Origin of the sequence: Actinoalloteichus hoggarensis, from assembly GCF_002234535.1 — a bacterium.
GTDB classification, from domain to species: Bacteria; Actinomycetota; Actinomycetes; order Mycobacteriales; family Pseudonocardiaceae; genus Actinoalloteichus_A; species Actinoalloteichus_A hoggarensis.
On the sequence record NZ_CP022521.1, the window covers coordinates 4,255,318 to 4,270,945 of the forward strand.

The following is a 15,628-nucleotide window of genomic DNA, read 5'->3' on the forward strand; positions in this document are numbered from 1 at the left end:
CGGTCGGCCTCGGGACGCACCGTGCCGGGAGACGGGACGCGCGCTCCGACCCCACCACACCCGAGGAGGTCGGCTCGTCCTCCCTCTGGTGATCGGCCGGTACAGAGTCCCACTCGGGCGGGCACTGCCGCGCCGAGCACCCCCGCGCGGATTCCCGAGACCCGTCATCCTGATCGGACGGACAGGGCCGGGGCGTCCGACGTCGAAGCCGCTTCCGCTCGGCTGTGCCGCTCCCGCCGGCCCGCTGCTCTCGCCGCGGCCGAGTCCCGGCACAGGGGCTCGGACCAGGGACTCGGCGAGTGTGCGGGCCTGCGGCTCTCCCGGGCAGGCGGCGGACGCCCTTCCCTGGCGTGCCGAGGAACGACGGCGGCCTGGTGCCCGGTGATCCTTCGAGGAGCCCCCGGCCGGTCCGCAGGCGGACGTCACTGCTCTTCCGCGGTGCCGGTTCGTCGATCGTGGTGGTCCGACAGTCTGGAGAGCAGCTCGGTCAGCCGCCGCCGCTCCTCGGCGGACAGCGGGGCCAGCAGGTGGTCCTGGGTCTCGGCCAGCCGCTTCTCCAGGCGGCGCAGCTGCCGTCTGCCCGCGGCGGTCAGCGAGACGATGTTGCGTCGCCGATCGGACGGGTCCGCGGCGCGCTCCACCTGGTCGCGATCGACGAGTTCGTTGATCGTGGCGACCATGTCGCTGAGGTGGATGCCGCTCCGGCGGCCGAGCTCGGCCTGACTCGCCGGGCCGCGATCCGCCAGCGTCGCCAGCAGGCGGTAGTGGTAGCCGCGACCGTCGACCGACGAGAAGCCGTCGGTCACCAGCCGATGCGCATGGCCCGCGGCCCGGTTGAGCAGCCAGCTCGGCAGCCTCTCCCACCGACCGGGCGTCTCCTCTGGCGGGTTCGTCATGCGGAAAGTCTAACGAATCGTTGGTACGACTAACGACTGTGCTACCGTTCGCCACGCCAACGTTAGTCGGACTAACGTTCGAGATCCGAATCAGCTCTACCAGGACGGAGACCATGATCACGCCGTTTCGCATCGACGTCCCTCAGACCGACCTCGACGATCTGATCGACCGGCTCGCCCGCACCCGCTGGCCCAACGAGGTCGCCGACGCGGGCTGGGACCACGGCTTCCCGTTAGCGCGACTGAAGGAGCTCGCCGAGTACTGGCGCACCGAATACGACTGGCGCGAGCACGAGGCGGCACTCAACGAACTTCCGCACTTCATCACCGAGATCGAGGGCCAGCGGCTTCACTTCGTCCACGTCCGGTCATCGAGGCCGGACGCGCTCGCGCTGATCCTGACCCACGGGTGGCCCGGCTCGTTCCTGGAGTTCCTGGCCGTGATCGAGCCGCTGTCCCGCGACTTCCACCTGGTGATCCCCTCCATCCCGGGCTTCGGCTTCTCCGGGCCGACGCACGAACGCGGCTGGGACGCCGTCCGGATCGCGCGGGCCTGGGCCGAGCTGATGCACCGCCTCGGTTACGAGCGCTACGGCGCGCAGGGTGGCGACTACGGCTCCGGCATCTCGATGGCGCTGGGCGCGGCGGCGCCCCGGCAGGTCGTCGGCGTGCACGTCAACTACCTGCCGACCCCGCCGGTCGCCGGTGCCGAGGTGCAGCTGTCCACGACCGACGAGGCCCGGCTGGACACGGTGAGGCACCTGATGGCGAACCGGCCTCCCTATCAGGCGCTCCAGGCCCACACCCCGCAGACCATCGGCTACGCGCTGACCGACTCGCCGGTCGCCCAGCTGGTGTGGATCGCCGAGCGTTTCGCGCAGTGGACGGACCCCCGCACGCCGATCGACGACGAGCGGATGCTCACCGACATCTCGCTGTACTGGCTGACCGCCACCGCGGCCTCCGCTGCGCGGCTGAGCCACGAGACTCCCCGGCGAACCGAGCCGTGCCCGGTGCCGGTCGGCGTGGCGGTGTTCGCGCACGACATCACACTGTCGGTGCGACCGTTGGCCGAGCGGCTGTACGACATCAGGCACTGGTCGGAGTTCGAGCGCGGCGGCCACTTCGCCGCGATGGAGGTGCCGGAGCTGTTCGCCGAGGACGTCCGGGAGTTCTTCCACGCCCGCGTCGAGGACGAGAGGCGGGGCGGCGCTCGCTGAGAGTCGCGGTCGCCTGCGCGGCCCCGCCGACCGGACGACGGCGACGTCGAGGCCCGCCTCATCGAGCCGAGACGGGAGCCCGCCCGCCCCGCCGTCGCAGGTCTGCGACGCATCGCACCGAGGCCTCGCGGAAACCCGGCGGTGGACCGGTGGCGTCGTGTCGACGGGGTCCCGACGCGACGACCCCACGGCCGTCCGCCGGATCGGATTCGCCGAGGCCGCGCGGTCGGCCCGCGGGGCGGGCCGGGCGCTCAGCCCGCGTGGTCCTCGGTCGCCCATTCGACGAACTCGACGGAGATCCCGTTGGGGTCGGTCACCATGAAGAGACGTTCGCCCCACGGCTCCTGCCGCAGCGGGAGGGTGATCTCGACGCCCTCGGACCTCAGTCGTTCCTGCTCGCCCGCGAGGTCGTCGACGACGAACGCGACGATCGTCCCGGCGGCGCGCCGCTGACGCAGCGACTCCGGCAGCACCTCGATCCCGCGTCGGAGGAACACCAGGTCGACGGCGGCGTCCTGACGTGTGAGGGAGACGAAGCCGTCGGCGGACATCGCCGTGGTGTAGCCGAGGTGGCGGCGGAAGAAGTCGCCGGACGCGGCGACGTCCTCGACGGTGAAGGAGACGGTGGTGGCGGAGATCTGCACGGCTGCTCCCGAGTTCGTTCGCGGATCGTGGTCCCAGCGCCACCTTGTCGACGCCACGACGACCACTCCGTACAACGTACAGCATACTTCGTACGGCGTTTGCCGTGAGAGGATCGTGCCATGGCCGAAGAGCGCAGCGGCACGACCGATCCAGCCCGGACGCTGGCACTGCTCTGGCGGGAGCCGACCACCGGACGTCCGAGTCGGGGACCGCGCCAGGGATTGACGGTCGACGCCGTGGTCGACACCGGGATCGCCCTCGCCGACGGCGCAGGCCTGGAGGCGCTGACGATGCGTCGCGTCGCCCAGTCCCTCGGCGTCGCGCCGATGTCGCTCTACACCTACGTCCGAGGTAAGGCCGAACTGCTCGACCTGATGCTCGACGCCGTCTATCTCGCGATGCCCAGGCCCGACCACGGCGACCGATCGTGGCGGGAGCGGGTGACGACCGTGGCCGAGGACAACCGTGCCCTGCTCACCCGGCACCCCTGGGTCACCGCCGCCTCCACGACCCGACCCGTGCTCGGCCCCGGGCAGATGGCGAAGTACGAGCACGAACTGCTGGCCTTCGAGGGCATCGGCCTGACCGACGTCGAGATGGACGCCGCACTGACGTATCTGCTGGGCTTCGTGCACAACGTGGCGCGGCTGGCCGTCGATCGGGAAGTCGCGGCACGCGACTCCGCCATGAACGACGAGCAGTGGTGGGCGGCCAACGGACCGCTGTTGGCGAAGGTGCTCGACCCGAGCCGCTTCCCGACGGCGACACGGGTCGGCACCGCCGCGGGCGAGGAGCACCAGGCGGCGGCCGATCCCGACCACGCCTACGAGTTCGGCCTGCGGCGTGTGCTCGACGGCTTCGCGGCGTTGCTCGCCGATCGGTGACGCCCGCGGGCCGACTGGTCGATTCCCGGCCGCGATCGCGATCCGGCGGCAGAGAGGCGACAGCCTTCGCGCGCAGAACTCGTGCCACGATGTGACGGCGCGAGGACGGATCGTGTCGGACGGCGCCGCGGCGGCGTCGGCGGGAGGGGCGACGAGTATGGCGGCAGGCGAGCCGGGGCAGGTCGAGGACGATCGCGGCTGGTGGTGGGGCGCGGCGTCGTCGTCGGTGCAGGATGAGGGCTCCTCTCCGGGGATGACTGGTCGCAGTGGGAGGAGGCGGGGAGAGCCCCGGTGTCCGGGACCGGCACCGGATTTCGGGAGAGGTACGAATCGGGTCTGCGGTCGATCCGTTCCTTAGGGTTGACGCGGTATCGAACGTCGGTGTCGTGGGCGCGAGTGGTCCCGGAGCCGGGCAGAGTCGACCGAGCCGAAGTCGATCACCTCCGCGGCGTCCTGGCCGCGGGCCGGGAGGCCGGGCTGCAGATGCGTCTGACGCTCCTGCACTCGGCGATACCGAGATGGTTCGCAGCGGAGGGCGGCTTCGCCGCGGCTACCGCGGAGGCTCGGTGGCGGGACTGGGTCCGCCTGGTCGCCGCGGAGTTCGGCGACCCCGTCGGCGGTTGGATGCCGATCGACAATCCGGGGTCGTATGCCCAGAAGGCCTACCTGACCGGGATGTCTCCCCCCGGTGAGCGGGGCCTGCGGCAGTTCACGAGGGTCCTGGAGGTGATGCATCGCTGCGATGCTCAGGCTGCGGCGATGCTGAAGGAGACGACCGGACTGCCGGTGACCTCCAATCAATCGCTCGCACCGTTGTGGCCTGCGGACGACAGCGCGGCGGCGGAGGAGGCGACGGCTCGGTTCGACGCGCTGCTGTGGTCCTGGCTGCCGACAGCCGACGCGTTCGACCAGGTGGGATTCTCCTACTACTACGGTGCGCCGGTGGCAGGCGACGGCTCACCGCGTCCATGGCCTGCGGGTCGGCAGCCGGGACCGTCGGGGTATGTGCCCTGGGCGGAGGGGCTGGGAATCGTCGTGGACCGCCTGCACACCACGCTGCCGGGAAGGAGCTGGTGGTGGCCGAGGTCGGGTACGGCGGGGGTGACGACGTCGCGCGGGGCGAGTACCTGCGGGCTGTGGACGCGCAGCTGCGCGCCGCGCGGCAACGAGGCGTGAATCTGACGGGTGCCTACCTGTGGACGCCGATCGACAATTACGAGTGGCTCGCGGGATGGTCCGTGCCGTTCGGCGTCCTGGACGTACAGCGGAGGGAGCGGCCGTCCGCACAGGTCTTGCGCGACCTCGCCTGCTGAGCCCCGGACGAGAAGGCGTCCGCAGCGGGGGCCCAGGTCGGCGGCGGCAGCCTGAACGACGCGACGGACGACGAGCGGTGTCCTGGTCGAGCAGGCGGCATGCCTCGGCGGCGGGGTCGCCGTCGGCGGGGCCGATCGGGCGGGAGTCGCCGGAGTGGCCGGAGTAGCCGCGACGGCGAACCGCAGGCTCTGACGGAGGGGCGGTGCGCGCGCACCCTCGGTGCCGGCGGCATCGGCATCGGCATCGGCATCGGCATCGGCATCGGCATCGGCATCGGCATCGGCGCCGAGGATGATCTCGTCGCTCGCAGGCTCGGCGTCGGGCGTCGAGGACGTCCCGGTCGTCTGTCATCCATCCGCCCTGTCGCCCGGCGCGACCGGCAGCCGCGCGACCGTCGCGCCGGGGCCGGCCGATCAGAGCATCACCAGCAGCATGGCCCCCATTCCCACGCTCATCACGGCGTGACAGGCCGCCTCGAAGGACTCGACGCGCAGCACACGCGCCGAACCCGGGGTCGATCCCGAACCAGGATCCGCTGTGGCCGTGCCCCGCCGGGCGACCGTGCCGAGGCCGGTCGCGCCGGGCCGGGCGTTAGTGCTCGCGCCGTCGACCTCGGCCGTCACCCGGCCCGCCCATTCGGCCCGCGTCCAGCCGGCGGCGGGCCGGGTCCCGGACTCGACGTCGAGCACGCCCTGCGCGGCGTCGACGGCACCCGCGATCCAGCGCAGGGACGACAGAATCAGATACAGACCGATCACACCGGTCAGGACGGCGACGACGGACGACAGGCCCAGCCGTTCCGGCGGGGTCGACACGGCACCCAGGGTCGTGACCTGTTCGCCTGCCGGTCCCAGCGCCGCGAGCGCGTGATTGTGACCGCCCCGGCCGGAGCTGGGCGCGGTCATCGCGGCGGGCATGATCGCCAGCATCCACACCATCGCCGCCGCCATCAGCGTGTGATGCACGTGCGCCGACAACCCGCCTGCCAGTTCACGGCCCGCCCGCAGCCGCCCCACCGTCAGTGCCAGGAACCACGCGGTGGCGAGCGAGAACACGACGAGCTGTGGGGTGAGGGGGACGCTCATCCCCCACGGCCAGGCCATGGCGATCATCGCCACGCACATCAGCACGTGGGTCAGGGCCGAGATCCGCGCGGGCAGGCTCGGGCCGTCCACCCTGCGCCCCGCGAGCTGTCGGAGGAAGCCGATCAGCGCGACGGCGAACCCGATCGTGAACAGCCAGCGCAGCAGGGGCTCGTCGACCATCAGGCACCTCCGGCGGTGTCGGTTCGGCCGGTTCGACCGGCCCCCGTCGTGGCGGGGTCGGCGGCGCCCCCGCTCGGCGTTCCGACCACGGCCGAAGCCGCGTCGGCATCCGCGAGCGCACCGATCTCCGTGGCGTCCTCGGGTCCTGGTGGCGGATCCAGCCGCGCGGCGCGGCGCCGGTCTCGACGGCCGAGCAGGATGTCCACCAGCAGGAATACCAGCAGTGAAGCGCCGAGCAGTGGCAGGAAGTAGGCGATGAAGACGCCGAGAAGGATCACCGGCGCCAGCACTCGGCCGGGAATCCGTTGCCAGGCGCCTCGGGCGGGCGGCCTGCCGAAGGAGGATCCGCCTGCCCGGGTCGGTCTGCGCAGCCACCACATCCGGTAGCCCCAGAAGATCACGCCGAGCAGGGACACCGCGAGCAGCACCAGCACGGCCTGGTTCACCCAGCCGAAGAGGAAGCCCATGTGGGCGTCGATTCCCCAGCGGGCCAGCTTCGCCGCCAACGGGTAATCGTCGAAGCGCAGGACCTCGAGGACCTCGCCGGTCGCCGGGTCGACGGCGGCGGAGTCCTGTTCGGTCGGCCAGGATCGGCCCTGTTCGGCCACCCGATAGGCGGTGCCGGGCTCCTCAGGCGGCGTGATCTCCACCGGGCCGGTGACGCCCTCGGCGATCACCGCCTCCCAGACGCGGTCCACGCCGACGTCGCCGCCCCCGCCGCCCGGCGGCGCCGCGGCGTCGGCACCCGCCCTGGAGTCGGACAGTTCGGTGGACACGGCCGGCGTGTCCCAGGACAGCGCCGCCCGAAGCTGGTTGACGTTCTCGCCGGCGAAGGTCGACCAGGTCAGTCCGGTGGCGGAGAGCAGGATCAGCCCGCCCGCCGCCCAGACGCCCACCGAGCCGTGCCAGGACAGGGTTCGGCGGCGCCCCGCCGGGCCGCCCGTCGGTGCCAGGATCGCGCGGGCCCGCCGGTCGGAACGCCGACGCAGGACCCACAGCACGGCGCCGACCGAGACGATCAACCACAGCCAGCTGGCGGCGAGTTCGCTGTAGAGCCTGCCGACGTCGCCGAGGTGCAGTCCTCGGTGCAGCCAGTCGATCCAGCCGCGCACCGGCAGGGCCTGCCCGCTGCCGTAGGTCTCCAGGACGCCCCGCACCTCGGTGGTGTAGGGGTCGACGAAGACCGTCCGCCAGTAGCTCTCCGGCAGGTCGGGGGCGTGGAAGATCACCTGCGTCGTGTCGGTCGGCGTCGGACCCGGCCGCACGGATCTCATCTCGCCGTCCGGGAGGGCGAGCCGGGCGGCCTCGACCTGGTCCGCCAGCGGTTGGGCGGTCCCGCCCGCGGGCACGTGCAGCTCCCGGTCGTACAGCGCCTGTTCGAGCTGCGGGGTGAAGACGTAGAGCAACCCGGTGAGCGTGGCGATGACCAGCAGCGGTGCGACGAAGACGCCCGCGTAGAAGTGCAGCCGCAGCACCAGGGGGCGCAGGTGCGACCACGCCGACGTCCTGGTGTCGCGGCCGTCGGACGCGGGGCGGCCCTCCGACGCGGGGCGGGCGGCCCGTGCGGCGTCGGTGGCCGTCGCGGCCGCCGGTGTGGCGGCGTCGGGTTCGCCCGGCGGCGCGTCCGCCGACGCCGCCGAACCGTCCCGTCCGTTCCCCGTGCTGGTGCTCATCGGCGCTCCGTCCGTCTCGCGACGCCGACTCGCCGTCGTGAAGCCGCACGGGCTCACGGCGCCGAGCGGGCTCGACCTCGAACGGCGAGAGATCGTCACCGCACAGGTCGTCGGACGGAGCCGGTGAGTTCCCGACGAACCGGTGGAACATGTCGGCGGTCCTCGCCGGCGGCACCCCCGGACGGGCGGCGACCGTCGCGCACGGGCGGAACGCCGACGGCCGCTCGGCCCGGCGGGGAACGCTCAACCCGACGACGCCAGGCCGCGGCCCAGCGGAGCCGAGCTCAGCCCGACCGAGCCACGCTCAGCGCGACGAAGGCCAAGCACACCCCGACGGAGGCCACGCACACCCCCGCGGAAACCGCCCTCACCCCAGCGGGGCCTCGCTGAGCACCGGAGACCTCGGCGCGGCGGCGACCTCGCGGGTCCGGTGGCCGACCACCGCGACGACGGCGGTGATCAGCACCGACAGCAGCAGGGCCGCGGCGATGTGCCAGAGCAGCAGGGCGGCGCCGACCAGCGCGCCGAGCAGGATCAGGCTCACCGCGCCGATCCGCCGGGCCCACAGTCGGCCGTCGCCGCCCGCCAGCCGCGAGTCGGCGGCGAGGCCGGTCAACGTCGAGGTCACCACGACCGTGGTGACGTCCTTGACGGCGAGCCGCCGGGCCGCCGCCGCCTGCATGCCCATCACCACGGCGGTGCCGGTGGTGATCACGGCGCCGAGCGGGTCGGCCGGATGGTCTCCGGTGAGCAGCAGCGCGCCGCCGAGCAGCAGCAGGACGCCCGCGACCACGCCGAGCAGGGCGGTGGTGTGCGTCGTCCAGCCGGGAGCCGCCCTGCGTAGGACGCGGCCGGCGATGACGGCCCCGACGAGATAGCCGATCAGCGCCAGCGCGGGCCGCAGCACGGGCAGCGGCGCACCGCCCGCCACGCCCCCGTCCCCCGCGACGCCGTCGACGACGCCCATGCCCAGCAGCACGACGTTGCCGGTCATGTTCCCGGTGAAGACCCGGTCCAGTCCCAGGTAGCCGACCGCGTCGATCACTCCGGTGGAGAAGGTCAGCGCCAGCATCAGCATCAGGTGGGTGCGTGCCCGATCGTCGGGCGTGCGGCTCGTCAACTCGGTCGTCCTGTTCTCGTCTGCTCCCGACAGGCGGAAGGCATGGATATGCTGATCCCGCGGTTCGAGAAGTCCCGCGACTCCCGTGGCCGCGGCCGTCCCCGATGTCCGCGCCCCGCCTCGGGTCTCGGGCGGGCGGCGGGGTCTCGCACCGGCAGGGGAACTGCCGCATCAAGGATCAGGAGCGCACCGTGGCCAGCCTCAGCGAGCGGGTCGCAGGCCGAATCCGGCGCGACATCATCCGCGGCGCCCTCGCGCCGGGCACTCGGGTGACCGAGGCCGCGCTGAGCGAGGCCTACGGCGTCTCGCGGGTTCCGATCCGGGAGGCCTTCCGGGTCTTGGAGACCGAAGGCTTCGTCGTGTCGCGGCCTTATGCGGGATCGACGGTGGCGGCTCTGGACGGCGCCGACGCCGACGATCTCTTCGCCGTGCGGGCGACCGTGGAGGAGCGCACCGCGCGCCGGGCCGCGGGCCGGGCGGACTCGGCGGCGGTGGCCCGGCTGATGGCCGTCGTCGACGCGGGCGACGCCGCGCTGGCGGCGGGCAGGCGACAGGACCTGACCGATCTGAACACGAGTTTCCATCTCGCGATCGCCGAGATCGCGGCCAACCCGAGCCTCACCGGGATGCTGCGGCAGCTGGCGGGCAAGATCGAGTGGATCTACGCGGCCGACGTCGCGGTGCGCGCGGAAAGCTCGTGGATCGAGCATCGACTGATCGCCTCGGCGATCGAGACGGGCGACGTCGATGGGGCTGCCCTCCTCATGCGCCGTCATGTCGAGAACTCCCGGCACGGGTATCTGCTCCGCCACGGATGACCCACGCGGGTCGCCGCGTCGCCGCGTGCGCGCCGCCGGGCGGCGGGCGGACGTCGGCCCGGCGACGCTCATCCGATTCACCTTCCGTCTCGTGCCTGCCGGCCGGGTATTCGTCACCGTGAGGGGCGTCCTCGTAGCGGAACGAATCGTATACAAAAAACGCCCCATCGAGAAGTCGTCGCCCATCCGGGGTGACCGAACCCATTGCACCTGCGGAAACATCGTGGAAACATCGTCCACCTAAGGTCTAGGATCGTATACATTCCTGATGTTCTGTGAGGTCCCCTATGCCCCGTCCGGAGGTGCGCCCCGCTGCGCTCCCGTGGCGCAGCGCCCGACGCGGTCGGCTCGGACGCCGTTCCGGCGCCGTGGTCGGCACGGCGTTGGCGGTGCTGGCGGCCAGCGCCTGCGTCCCGGTCCAGCCGCCCCCGCCCGCGGGCGAGCGGTCGGACGTCACCGGGTCGCCGGTGGGCGACACCCCGGTGCAGGAGGGCGGCGATCTGGTGATGGGCCTCTCCGCCGAGCCCGACCAGCTCGACCCGACCACCTCGACGTCGCTGTACACCCGATACGTCATGAGCAGCGTCTGCGAGAAGCTCTACGACCTCGACGCCGAGGGTGAGCTGGTCCCCCAGCTCGCCACCGAGCTGCCGAGCGTCTCCGACGACGGACTCGCCGTCACCATCCCGCTGCGCACGGACGCCGTCTTCGCCGACGGGGTGCCGCTGGACGCCGAGGCGGTCCGCACGACGCTGCTCCGACACCTGGAGAAGGAGGACTCCGCCCGGCGCGCCGAGCTGGGGCCGATCGAGTCCGTCGAGGTGCTCGACGACGAGCACGTCGTCCTGCACTACGCCGAGCCCTTCGCGCCGATCACCGGGGCACTGGCCGACCGGGCGGGGATGATCCTCTCCCCCGCCGCGCTCGCCGAACGCGGCGACGCCTTCGGCGGACACCCGGTGTGCGTCGGGCCGTTCCGCTTCGTCGACCGGGTCCCGCAGACCTCGATCAGCGTGGAACGCGACCCGCTCTACTACGACGCCGACCAGGTACACCTCGACACGATCACCTATCGGATCATGTCCGACGCCTCGATCCGAGCGGCGAACCTGCGCTCCGGCGACGTGCAGGTGATCGACCGGGTCTCCACCACCGAGGTCGACGCGCTCGACCAGGAGGACGGCATCGAGGTCCTCCAGATCGCCTCACTCGGCTACCAGGGCGTCACCTTCAACGTCGGCAACGTCGCCGGGGTGGGCGCCGAGACCGGCGAGATCGACACGCCGCTGGGCTCCGACCCTCGGGTACGGCAGGCGTTCTCCCACGCCGTCGACCGCGACGCGCTGGTCAACTCGGTGTTCAACAACTGGTTCGAGCCCGCCTGCTCACCGATCTCGCCCGCCAGCCCGTTCACCAGCGAGGCGAGCGAGGTCTGTCCCGAGCACGATCCCGAGGAGTCGCGCAGACTGCTCGCCGAGGCGGGCGTCGAGACCCCGTACCGGATCAGGCTGCAGGCCGCCAACAACCCGGACACGCTGCGGTTCTCCCAGGCGTTGCAGGCCTCCGTCGGCGAGGGCGGCTTCGAGATCGAGATCGTGCCGGTGGAGTACTCCACCCTGCTCGACGTCCAGTCCAACGGCACCTTCGACGCCGTGCAGCTGGGCTGGTCGGGCCGGATCGACCCGAACAACAACATCAGGACGTTCATGGAGACCGGCGCGGGCAGCAACTACGCGGGCTACAGCGTCGCCGAGGTCGACGAGATGCTCGGCGAGGCGGCCGAGGTCGAGGACGTCGAGCGGCGGGCCGAGCTGTACGGGGAGATCGTGGAGGTCCTCCAGCGGGACAACCCGGTGGTGTACCTGTACCGCGAGCGCAACATCACCGCCCACGACGAGGGTGTCGTCGGTGTGGAGGTCTACGCCGACGGCGTCGTGCGGCTGGGCCGCGCCGCCTTCCGAGCCGAGGAGGACTGACGTGGGCCGCTACCTGCTGACAAGGGCGTGGCAGTCGCTCGTCACCCTCCTGCTCGCCTCGGCCGTGGTGTTCCTCGGGGTGCGCGCGCTGCCCGGCGACCCGGCGTTGGCCATGGCGGGCGAGGAGGCCGACCCGGAGCGGCTGGCGGCCGTCCGCGCGAGCCTCGGCCTGGACGACTCGCTGTTCGTGCAGTACTGGCGCTTTCTCACCAACACGCTGAGCGGTGACCTGGGCGACTCGATCCGCACCGGCACGCCCGTCACCGAGCTGATCGCCACCACGCTTCCGGTCACGATCGAGCTGTCGGTCTACGCGCTCGTGGTGGCCATGCTGTTCGGAATCGGCGCGGGCGTCGTCGCGGCGGTCTTCCGGGGTCGCTGGCCGGAGTGGACGGCCAACGGCTTCGCCCTGGTGTCGCTGTCGGTGCCGAACTTCTGGCTGGGCATCCTCGCCATCCTCTATCTGGCGGTGGGGCTGGGCTGGTTCCCGGCGTCGGGCTACGTCTCGCCGTGGGAGGACCCGCTGCGCGGCCTGCTGCACCTGACGCTGCCCGCGATCATCCTGGGCACCGGCATCGCGGGGGTGGTGATGCGGCAGACCCGCGCCTCGATGCTGGAGACGCTGACCGCCGACTACGTCCGCACCGCCAGGGCCAAGGGCCTCGGCCGGGGGACCGTGCTGCTGCGCTACGCCCTGCGGAACAGTCTGATCACCGTGGTCACGATCGTCGGGCTGCAACTCGGCGGGCTGATCTCCGGCGCGGTGGTCACCGAGCGGATCTTCGGTCTGCCCGGCTTCGGCAAGCTCACCCTCGACTCCGTCTTCAGCCGCGACTATCCGGTGATCCAGGCCGTGGTCCTGGTGGTGACGGCGGCCTACATCCTGATCAACCTGGCCGTGGACGTCCTCTACACGCTCATCGACCCGCGTATCCGAGTGGGAGGCAAGGCCTGATGTCCACCGTCACCGAACCCGTGCAGGCCGACCTCGCCCAGGTACGCGGTCGCCTCCTGCGCGATCTGCTGCGCAATCCGCTGGGCGTCACCGGCGCCGTGCTGCTGCTCGTCGTGATCGCGGGGGCGCTGCTGTCGCCCTGGATCGCGCCGTATCCGCCCGCCGAGGTGCACTTCGACGCGCCCTTCCAGCAGCCGCTCACCATCGGCTACGCGCTGGGCACCGACGATCTCGGCCGCGACATCCTCTCCCGGCTGCTGCACGGCGCGCGGACGTCGTTGCAGGTCGGCGGCCTCTCGGTGCTGCTGGCGATCGTCATCGGCACCCCGCTGGGACTGCTGGCGGGCTTCTGGCCGGTGCTCGACGCGGTCGTGTCGCGGCTGACCGACCTGATGCTGGCCTTCCCGTTCCTCGTGCTGGCCGTCGGGCTGGCCGCCATCAACGGACCGAGCCTGACCAACGCCGCCATCGCGCTGGGCGTCGCGCAGATCCCCACCATGATCCGGGTCGTGCGCGCCGAGACGCTGCGGTTCAAGGGCAAGGACTTCGTGCTCGCGGCCCGCGGTCTGGACGCCTCGGGGCCGCGCATCCTCGCCCAGCACATCCTGCCCAACGCGGCCTCGGCGATCATCGTCCAGGCCACGGTGATCATGCCGGTGGCGGTCATCGGCGAGGCGACGCTGTCCTTCCTCGGTCTCGGCATCCAGCCGCCGACGCCCAGCCTGGGCGTGATGCTCGCCGACGCCCAGCAGTACCTGGTGCGGGCGCCCACGGCGGCGATCTTCCCGGGCCTGGCCATCCTGCTGATCTGTCTTGGCTTCAACCTGTTCGGCGACGCCCTGCGCGACGCACTCGACCCGACCACTCGACGCTGAGGATCTGCTCGTGACCTTCGTCCCCCCACCCGCGATGACCAGCCGCCCCACCCTTGCGGGCACGTTCGGCATGGCGGCGACGACGCACTGGACCGCCTCCGCCACCGCGCAGGCCGTGCTGGAGCGCGGCGGCAACGCCTTCGACGCCGCCGTCGCCGCGGGCTTCGTCCTGCACGTGGTCGAGCCGCACCTCAACGGTCCCGGCGGGGACCTCACCGGCGTGTTCACCACGGCGACCGATCCGACCCCGCAGGTGCTCGTGGGACAGGGGCCCGCCCCCGAGAAGGCGACGATCGATCACTACCGTGCCGAAGGGCTGGACCTGGTCCCCGGCGCGGGGGCGCTGGGCGCCGCGGTGCCCGGGGCGGTCGACGCCTGGTTCGTGCTGCTGCGCGATCACGGGACCTGGGAGCTCGCCGACGTCCTCGAGTTCGCGATCGGCTACGCCCGCGACGGCCATCCGGCGCTGGCGCGGGTGTGCGCGACGATCGCCGGGGTCTCCGAGCTGTTCTCCGAGCACTGGCCGACCTCCGCCGAGCTGTGGACGCCCGAGGGCCGCGCGCCGGAGGCCGGTGAGCTGGTGCGGCTGCCCGCCTACGCCCGCGTGCTTCAGCGGCTGGTCGCGGCGGGTGCCGACGCGCCCGATCGGGTCGCGCGGATCGAGGCCGCCCGCTCGGCGTGGCGGGAGGGCTTCGTCGCCGAGGCCGTCGAGGAGTTCGTGCGCACCCCGCACCGGCACGCCTCGGGCACCGACCATGCAGGCGTGATCACGGCGGCGGACTTCGCCGGGTTCTCGGCGGGTTACGAGCCTGCCGTGACGGTGGAGTTCCGCGGCCACACGATCGCCAAGACGGGCTTCTGGGGGCAGGGACCGGCGTTGTTGCAGACGCTGGCGATCCTGGAGGGCTTCACCGACGCCGAGATCGACCCGAGCACCTCGGCGGGCGCCCACCGGATCGTCGAGGCGATGAAGCTGGCCCTCGCCGACCGCGACGCCTACTACGGCGACGGCGAGGGCACGCTCGCCCCGCCCGCCGAGACGCTGCTGTCCGCGGAGTACGCCGCCGAGCGTCGGGCGCTGATCGGCGAGACCGCCTCGGCCGAGCTCCGCCCCGGCGTGCTGCCCGGCCGGACGGCCTACCAGCCGCCGCTGCGCGTCGCCTACGACGTGTCGGCGGCGGGCGCCGCCGCGGGCGAGCCGACGGTCAGCCGGGCGGGCGAGACGAAGGGCGACACGTGTCATGTCGACGTCGTCGACCGGTGGGGCAACCTGGTCTCGGTGACGCCGTCGGGCGGCTGGCTCCAGTCCTCCCCCACCATCCCCGAACTGGGCTTCTGCCTGGGCACCCGGCTCCAGATGACCTGGCTGGACGAGGACTCCCCCTCGGCGCTGCGCCCCGGACGGCGGCCGCGCACCACGCTGACGCCGACCCTGGTGCTGCGTGACGGCGTGCCGCTGACCGCGCTCGGCTCTCCCGGCGGCGACCAGCAGGACCAGTGGCAGCTGCTCTACCTGCTGCGGACCATCGTCGGCGGCTACACCCCGCAACAGGCCGTCGACGCCCCGGCCTTCCACACCACGTCGATGCCCGGCTCGTTCTGGCCGCGCACCTGGAGCCCCGGCGAGATCGTCGTCGAGGACCGCCTCGGCGAGGACGTCATCGCCGAGCTGACCCGGCGCGGCCACCTGGTCACCAGGGCGGGCGACTGGGCGTTGGGGCGGCTGTCCTCGGTGACGAGGAACCCGGACACCGGGGTGCTGACGGCGGCGGCGAATCCGCGTGGCATGCAGGGCTACGCGGTCGGGCGCTGACTCCACGGCGCGCGGGGCACTCGACGCCGCGCCCGCGCGCCGCCTCCGGAACCCGATCCGACACGGCCGCCCTCATGGCGGCATCGCACGACAGAACCGACGGCAGACCCGAGCACCGGTCGTCCGAGGAAGCCCGACCGCACAGCCGGTCGGCCGGGACGGCGGACCGGCGGC

14 protein-coding genes are annotated in these 15,628 nt (G+C 72.4%); 9 read left to right on the forward strand and 5 right to left on the reverse strand.

The features are described from left to right. Nucleotides 1-422: 422 nt before the first annotated feature. Nucleotides 423-896: a MarR family winged helix-turn-helix transcriptional regulator gene (locus AHOG_RS18145; RefSeq protein WP_093942424.1), complete on the reverse strand. Its 474-nt coding sequence runs from the start codon at nt 894-896 to the stop codon at nt 423-425. A gap of 113 nt (nt 897-1,009) precedes the next feature. Between AHOG_RS18145 and AHOG_RS18150 the strand changes: the two genes are divergently transcribed. Beyond that, nucleotides 1,010-2,116, forward strand: a complete 1,107-nt coding sequence (locus AHOG_RS18150; RefSeq protein WP_093942425.1) for an epoxide hydrolase family protein — start codon at nt 1,010-1,012, stop codon at nt 2,114-2,116. Between the two features lie 251 nt (nt 2,117-2,367). On the opposite strand, the gene AHOG_RS18155 is transcribed toward AHOG_RS18150, so the two are convergent. After that, entirely contained in the window at nt 2,368-2,817 is a 450-nt protein-coding gene (locus AHOG_RS18155; RefSeq protein WP_245856300.1) for a VOC family protein, read from the reverse strand. Nucleotides 2,818-2,880: 63 nt separating this feature from the next. On the opposite strand from AHOG_RS18155, the gene AHOG_RS18160 reads away from it, so the two are divergent. From AHOG_RS18160 to AHOG_RS28730, 3 genes are all read left to right on the forward strand, one after another. After that, complete coding sequence (locus AHOG_RS18160; RefSeq protein WP_093942427.1) at nt 2,881-3,645, forward strand: TetR/AcrR family transcriptional regulator; 765 nt, start codon at nt 2,881-2,883, stop codon at nt 3,643-3,645. Nucleotides 3,646-3,936: 291 nt separating this feature from the next. Then, entirely contained in the window at nt 3,937-4,821 is an 885-nt protein-coding gene (locus tag AHOG_RS18165) for a family 1 glycosylhydrolase (protein ID WP_093942428.1), read from the forward strand. Then, nucleotides 4,782-4,958, forward strand: a complete 177-nt coding sequence (locus AHOG_RS28730; protein WP_157736903.1) for a family 1 glycosylhydrolase — start codon at nt 4,782-4,784, stop codon at nt 4,956-4,958. The genes AHOG_RS18165 and AHOG_RS28730 overlap by 40 nt, the downstream gene beginning before the upstream one ends. A 414-nt stretch (nt 4,959-5,372) precedes the next feature. Here the strand turns inward: AHOG_RS28730 and AHOG_RS18170 are convergent, their stop codons facing one another. The 3 genes from AHOG_RS18170 to AHOG_RS18185 form a co-directional block, all read right to left on the reverse strand. Beyond that, entirely contained in the window at nt 5,373-6,224 is an 852-nt protein-coding gene (locus tag AHOG_RS18170; protein ID WP_093942429.1) for a DUF5134 domain-containing protein, read from the reverse strand. Further along, nucleotides 6,224-7,897 (reverse strand): PepSY-associated TM helix domain-containing protein, encoded by a 1,674-nt coding sequence (locus AHOG_RS18175; RefSeq protein WP_093942430.1) that lies wholly within the window; start codon nt 7,895-7,897, stop codon nt 6,224-6,226. Before AHOG_RS18175 ends, AHOG_RS18170 begins: the two co-directional genes overlap by 1 nt. Nucleotides 7,898-8,264: 367 nt before the next feature. Then, on the reverse strand, nt 8,265-9,017 hold the full coding sequence (locus AHOG_RS18185; protein ID WP_221438627.1) for a YoaK family protein: 753 nt from the start codon (nt 9,015-9,017) through the stop codon (nt 8,265-8,267). Between the two features lie 191 nt (nt 9,018-9,208). Here AHOG_RS18185 and AHOG_RS18190 point away from each other — a divergent pair, with 191 nt between their 5' ends. The 5 genes from AHOG_RS18190 (at nt 9,209) to AHOG_RS18210 (ending at nt 15,454) form a co-directional block, all read left to right on the forward strand. Beyond that, on the forward strand, nt 9,209-9,835 hold the full coding sequence (locus AHOG_RS18190) for a GntR family transcriptional regulator (protein WP_211290441.1): 627 nt from the start codon (nt 9,209-9,211) through the stop codon (nt 9,833-9,835). Nucleotides 9,836-10,122: 287 nt separating this feature from the next. Continuing rightward, nucleotides 10,123-11,811 carry an ABC transporter substrate-binding protein gene (locus tag AHOG_RS18195; RefSeq protein ID WP_093942433.1) on the forward strand — a complete coding sequence of 563 codons (1,689 nt, stop codon included), beginning with the start codon at nt 10,123-10,125 and terminating at the stop codon, nt 11,809-11,811. 1 nt (nt 11,812) lies between these two features. Then, nucleotides 11,813-12,766 (forward strand): ABC transporter permease, encoded by a 954-nt coding sequence (locus tag AHOG_RS18200; protein ID WP_093942434.1) that lies wholly within the window; start codon nt 11,813-11,815, stop codon nt 12,764-12,766. Continuing rightward, on the forward strand, nt 12,766-13,641 hold the full coding sequence (locus AHOG_RS18205; protein ID WP_093942435.1) for an ABC transporter permease: 876 nt from the start codon (nt 12,766-12,768) through the stop codon (nt 13,639-13,641). Before AHOG_RS18200 ends, AHOG_RS18205 begins: the two co-directional genes overlap by 1 nt. Nucleotides 13,642-13,675: 34 nt before the next feature. After that, nucleotides 13,676-15,454, forward strand: coding sequence for a gamma-glutamyltransferase family protein (locus AHOG_RS18210; protein ID WP_245857013.1), 1,779 nt, complete (start codon nt 13,676-13,678; stop codon nt 15,452-15,454). Nucleotides 15,455-15,628 lie beyond the last annotated feature (174 nt).

Excerpts from the sequence above, each read along its gene's own strand:
- AHOG_RS18145 (WP_093942424.1), bottom strand. The coding sequence starts at position 896 with ATGACGAACCCGCCAGAGGAGACGCCCGGTCGGTGGGAGAGGCTGCCG.
- AHOG_RS18150 (WP_093942425.1), top strand. The coding sequence starts at position 1,010 with ATGATCACGCCGTTTCGCATCGACGTCCCTCAGACCGACCTCGACGAT.
- AHOG_RS18160 (WP_093942427.1), top strand. The coding sequence starts at position 2,881 with ATGGCCGAAGAGCGCAGCGGCACGACCGATCCAGCCCGGACGCTGGCA.
- AHOG_RS18170 (WP_093942429.1), bottom strand. The coding sequence starts at position 6,224 with ATGGTCGACGAGCCCCTGCTGCGCTGGCTGTTCACGATCGGGTTCGCC.
- AHOG_RS18175 (WP_093942430.1), bottom strand. The coding sequence starts at position 7,897 with ATGAGCACCAGCACGGGGAACGGACGGGACGGTTCGGCGGCGTCGGCG.
- AHOG_RS18195 (WP_093942433.1), top strand. The coding sequence starts at position 10,123 with ATGCCCCGTCCGGAGGTGCGCCCCGCTGCGCTCCCGTGGCGCAGCGCC.
- AHOG_RS18205 (WP_093942435.1), top strand. The coding sequence starts at position 12,766 with ATGTCCACCGTCACCGAACCCGTGCAGGCCGACCTCGCCCAGGTACGC.
- AHOG_RS18210 (WP_245857013.1), top strand. The coding sequence starts at position 13,676 with ATGACCAGCCGCCCCACCCTTGCGGGCACGTTCGGCATGGCGGCGACG.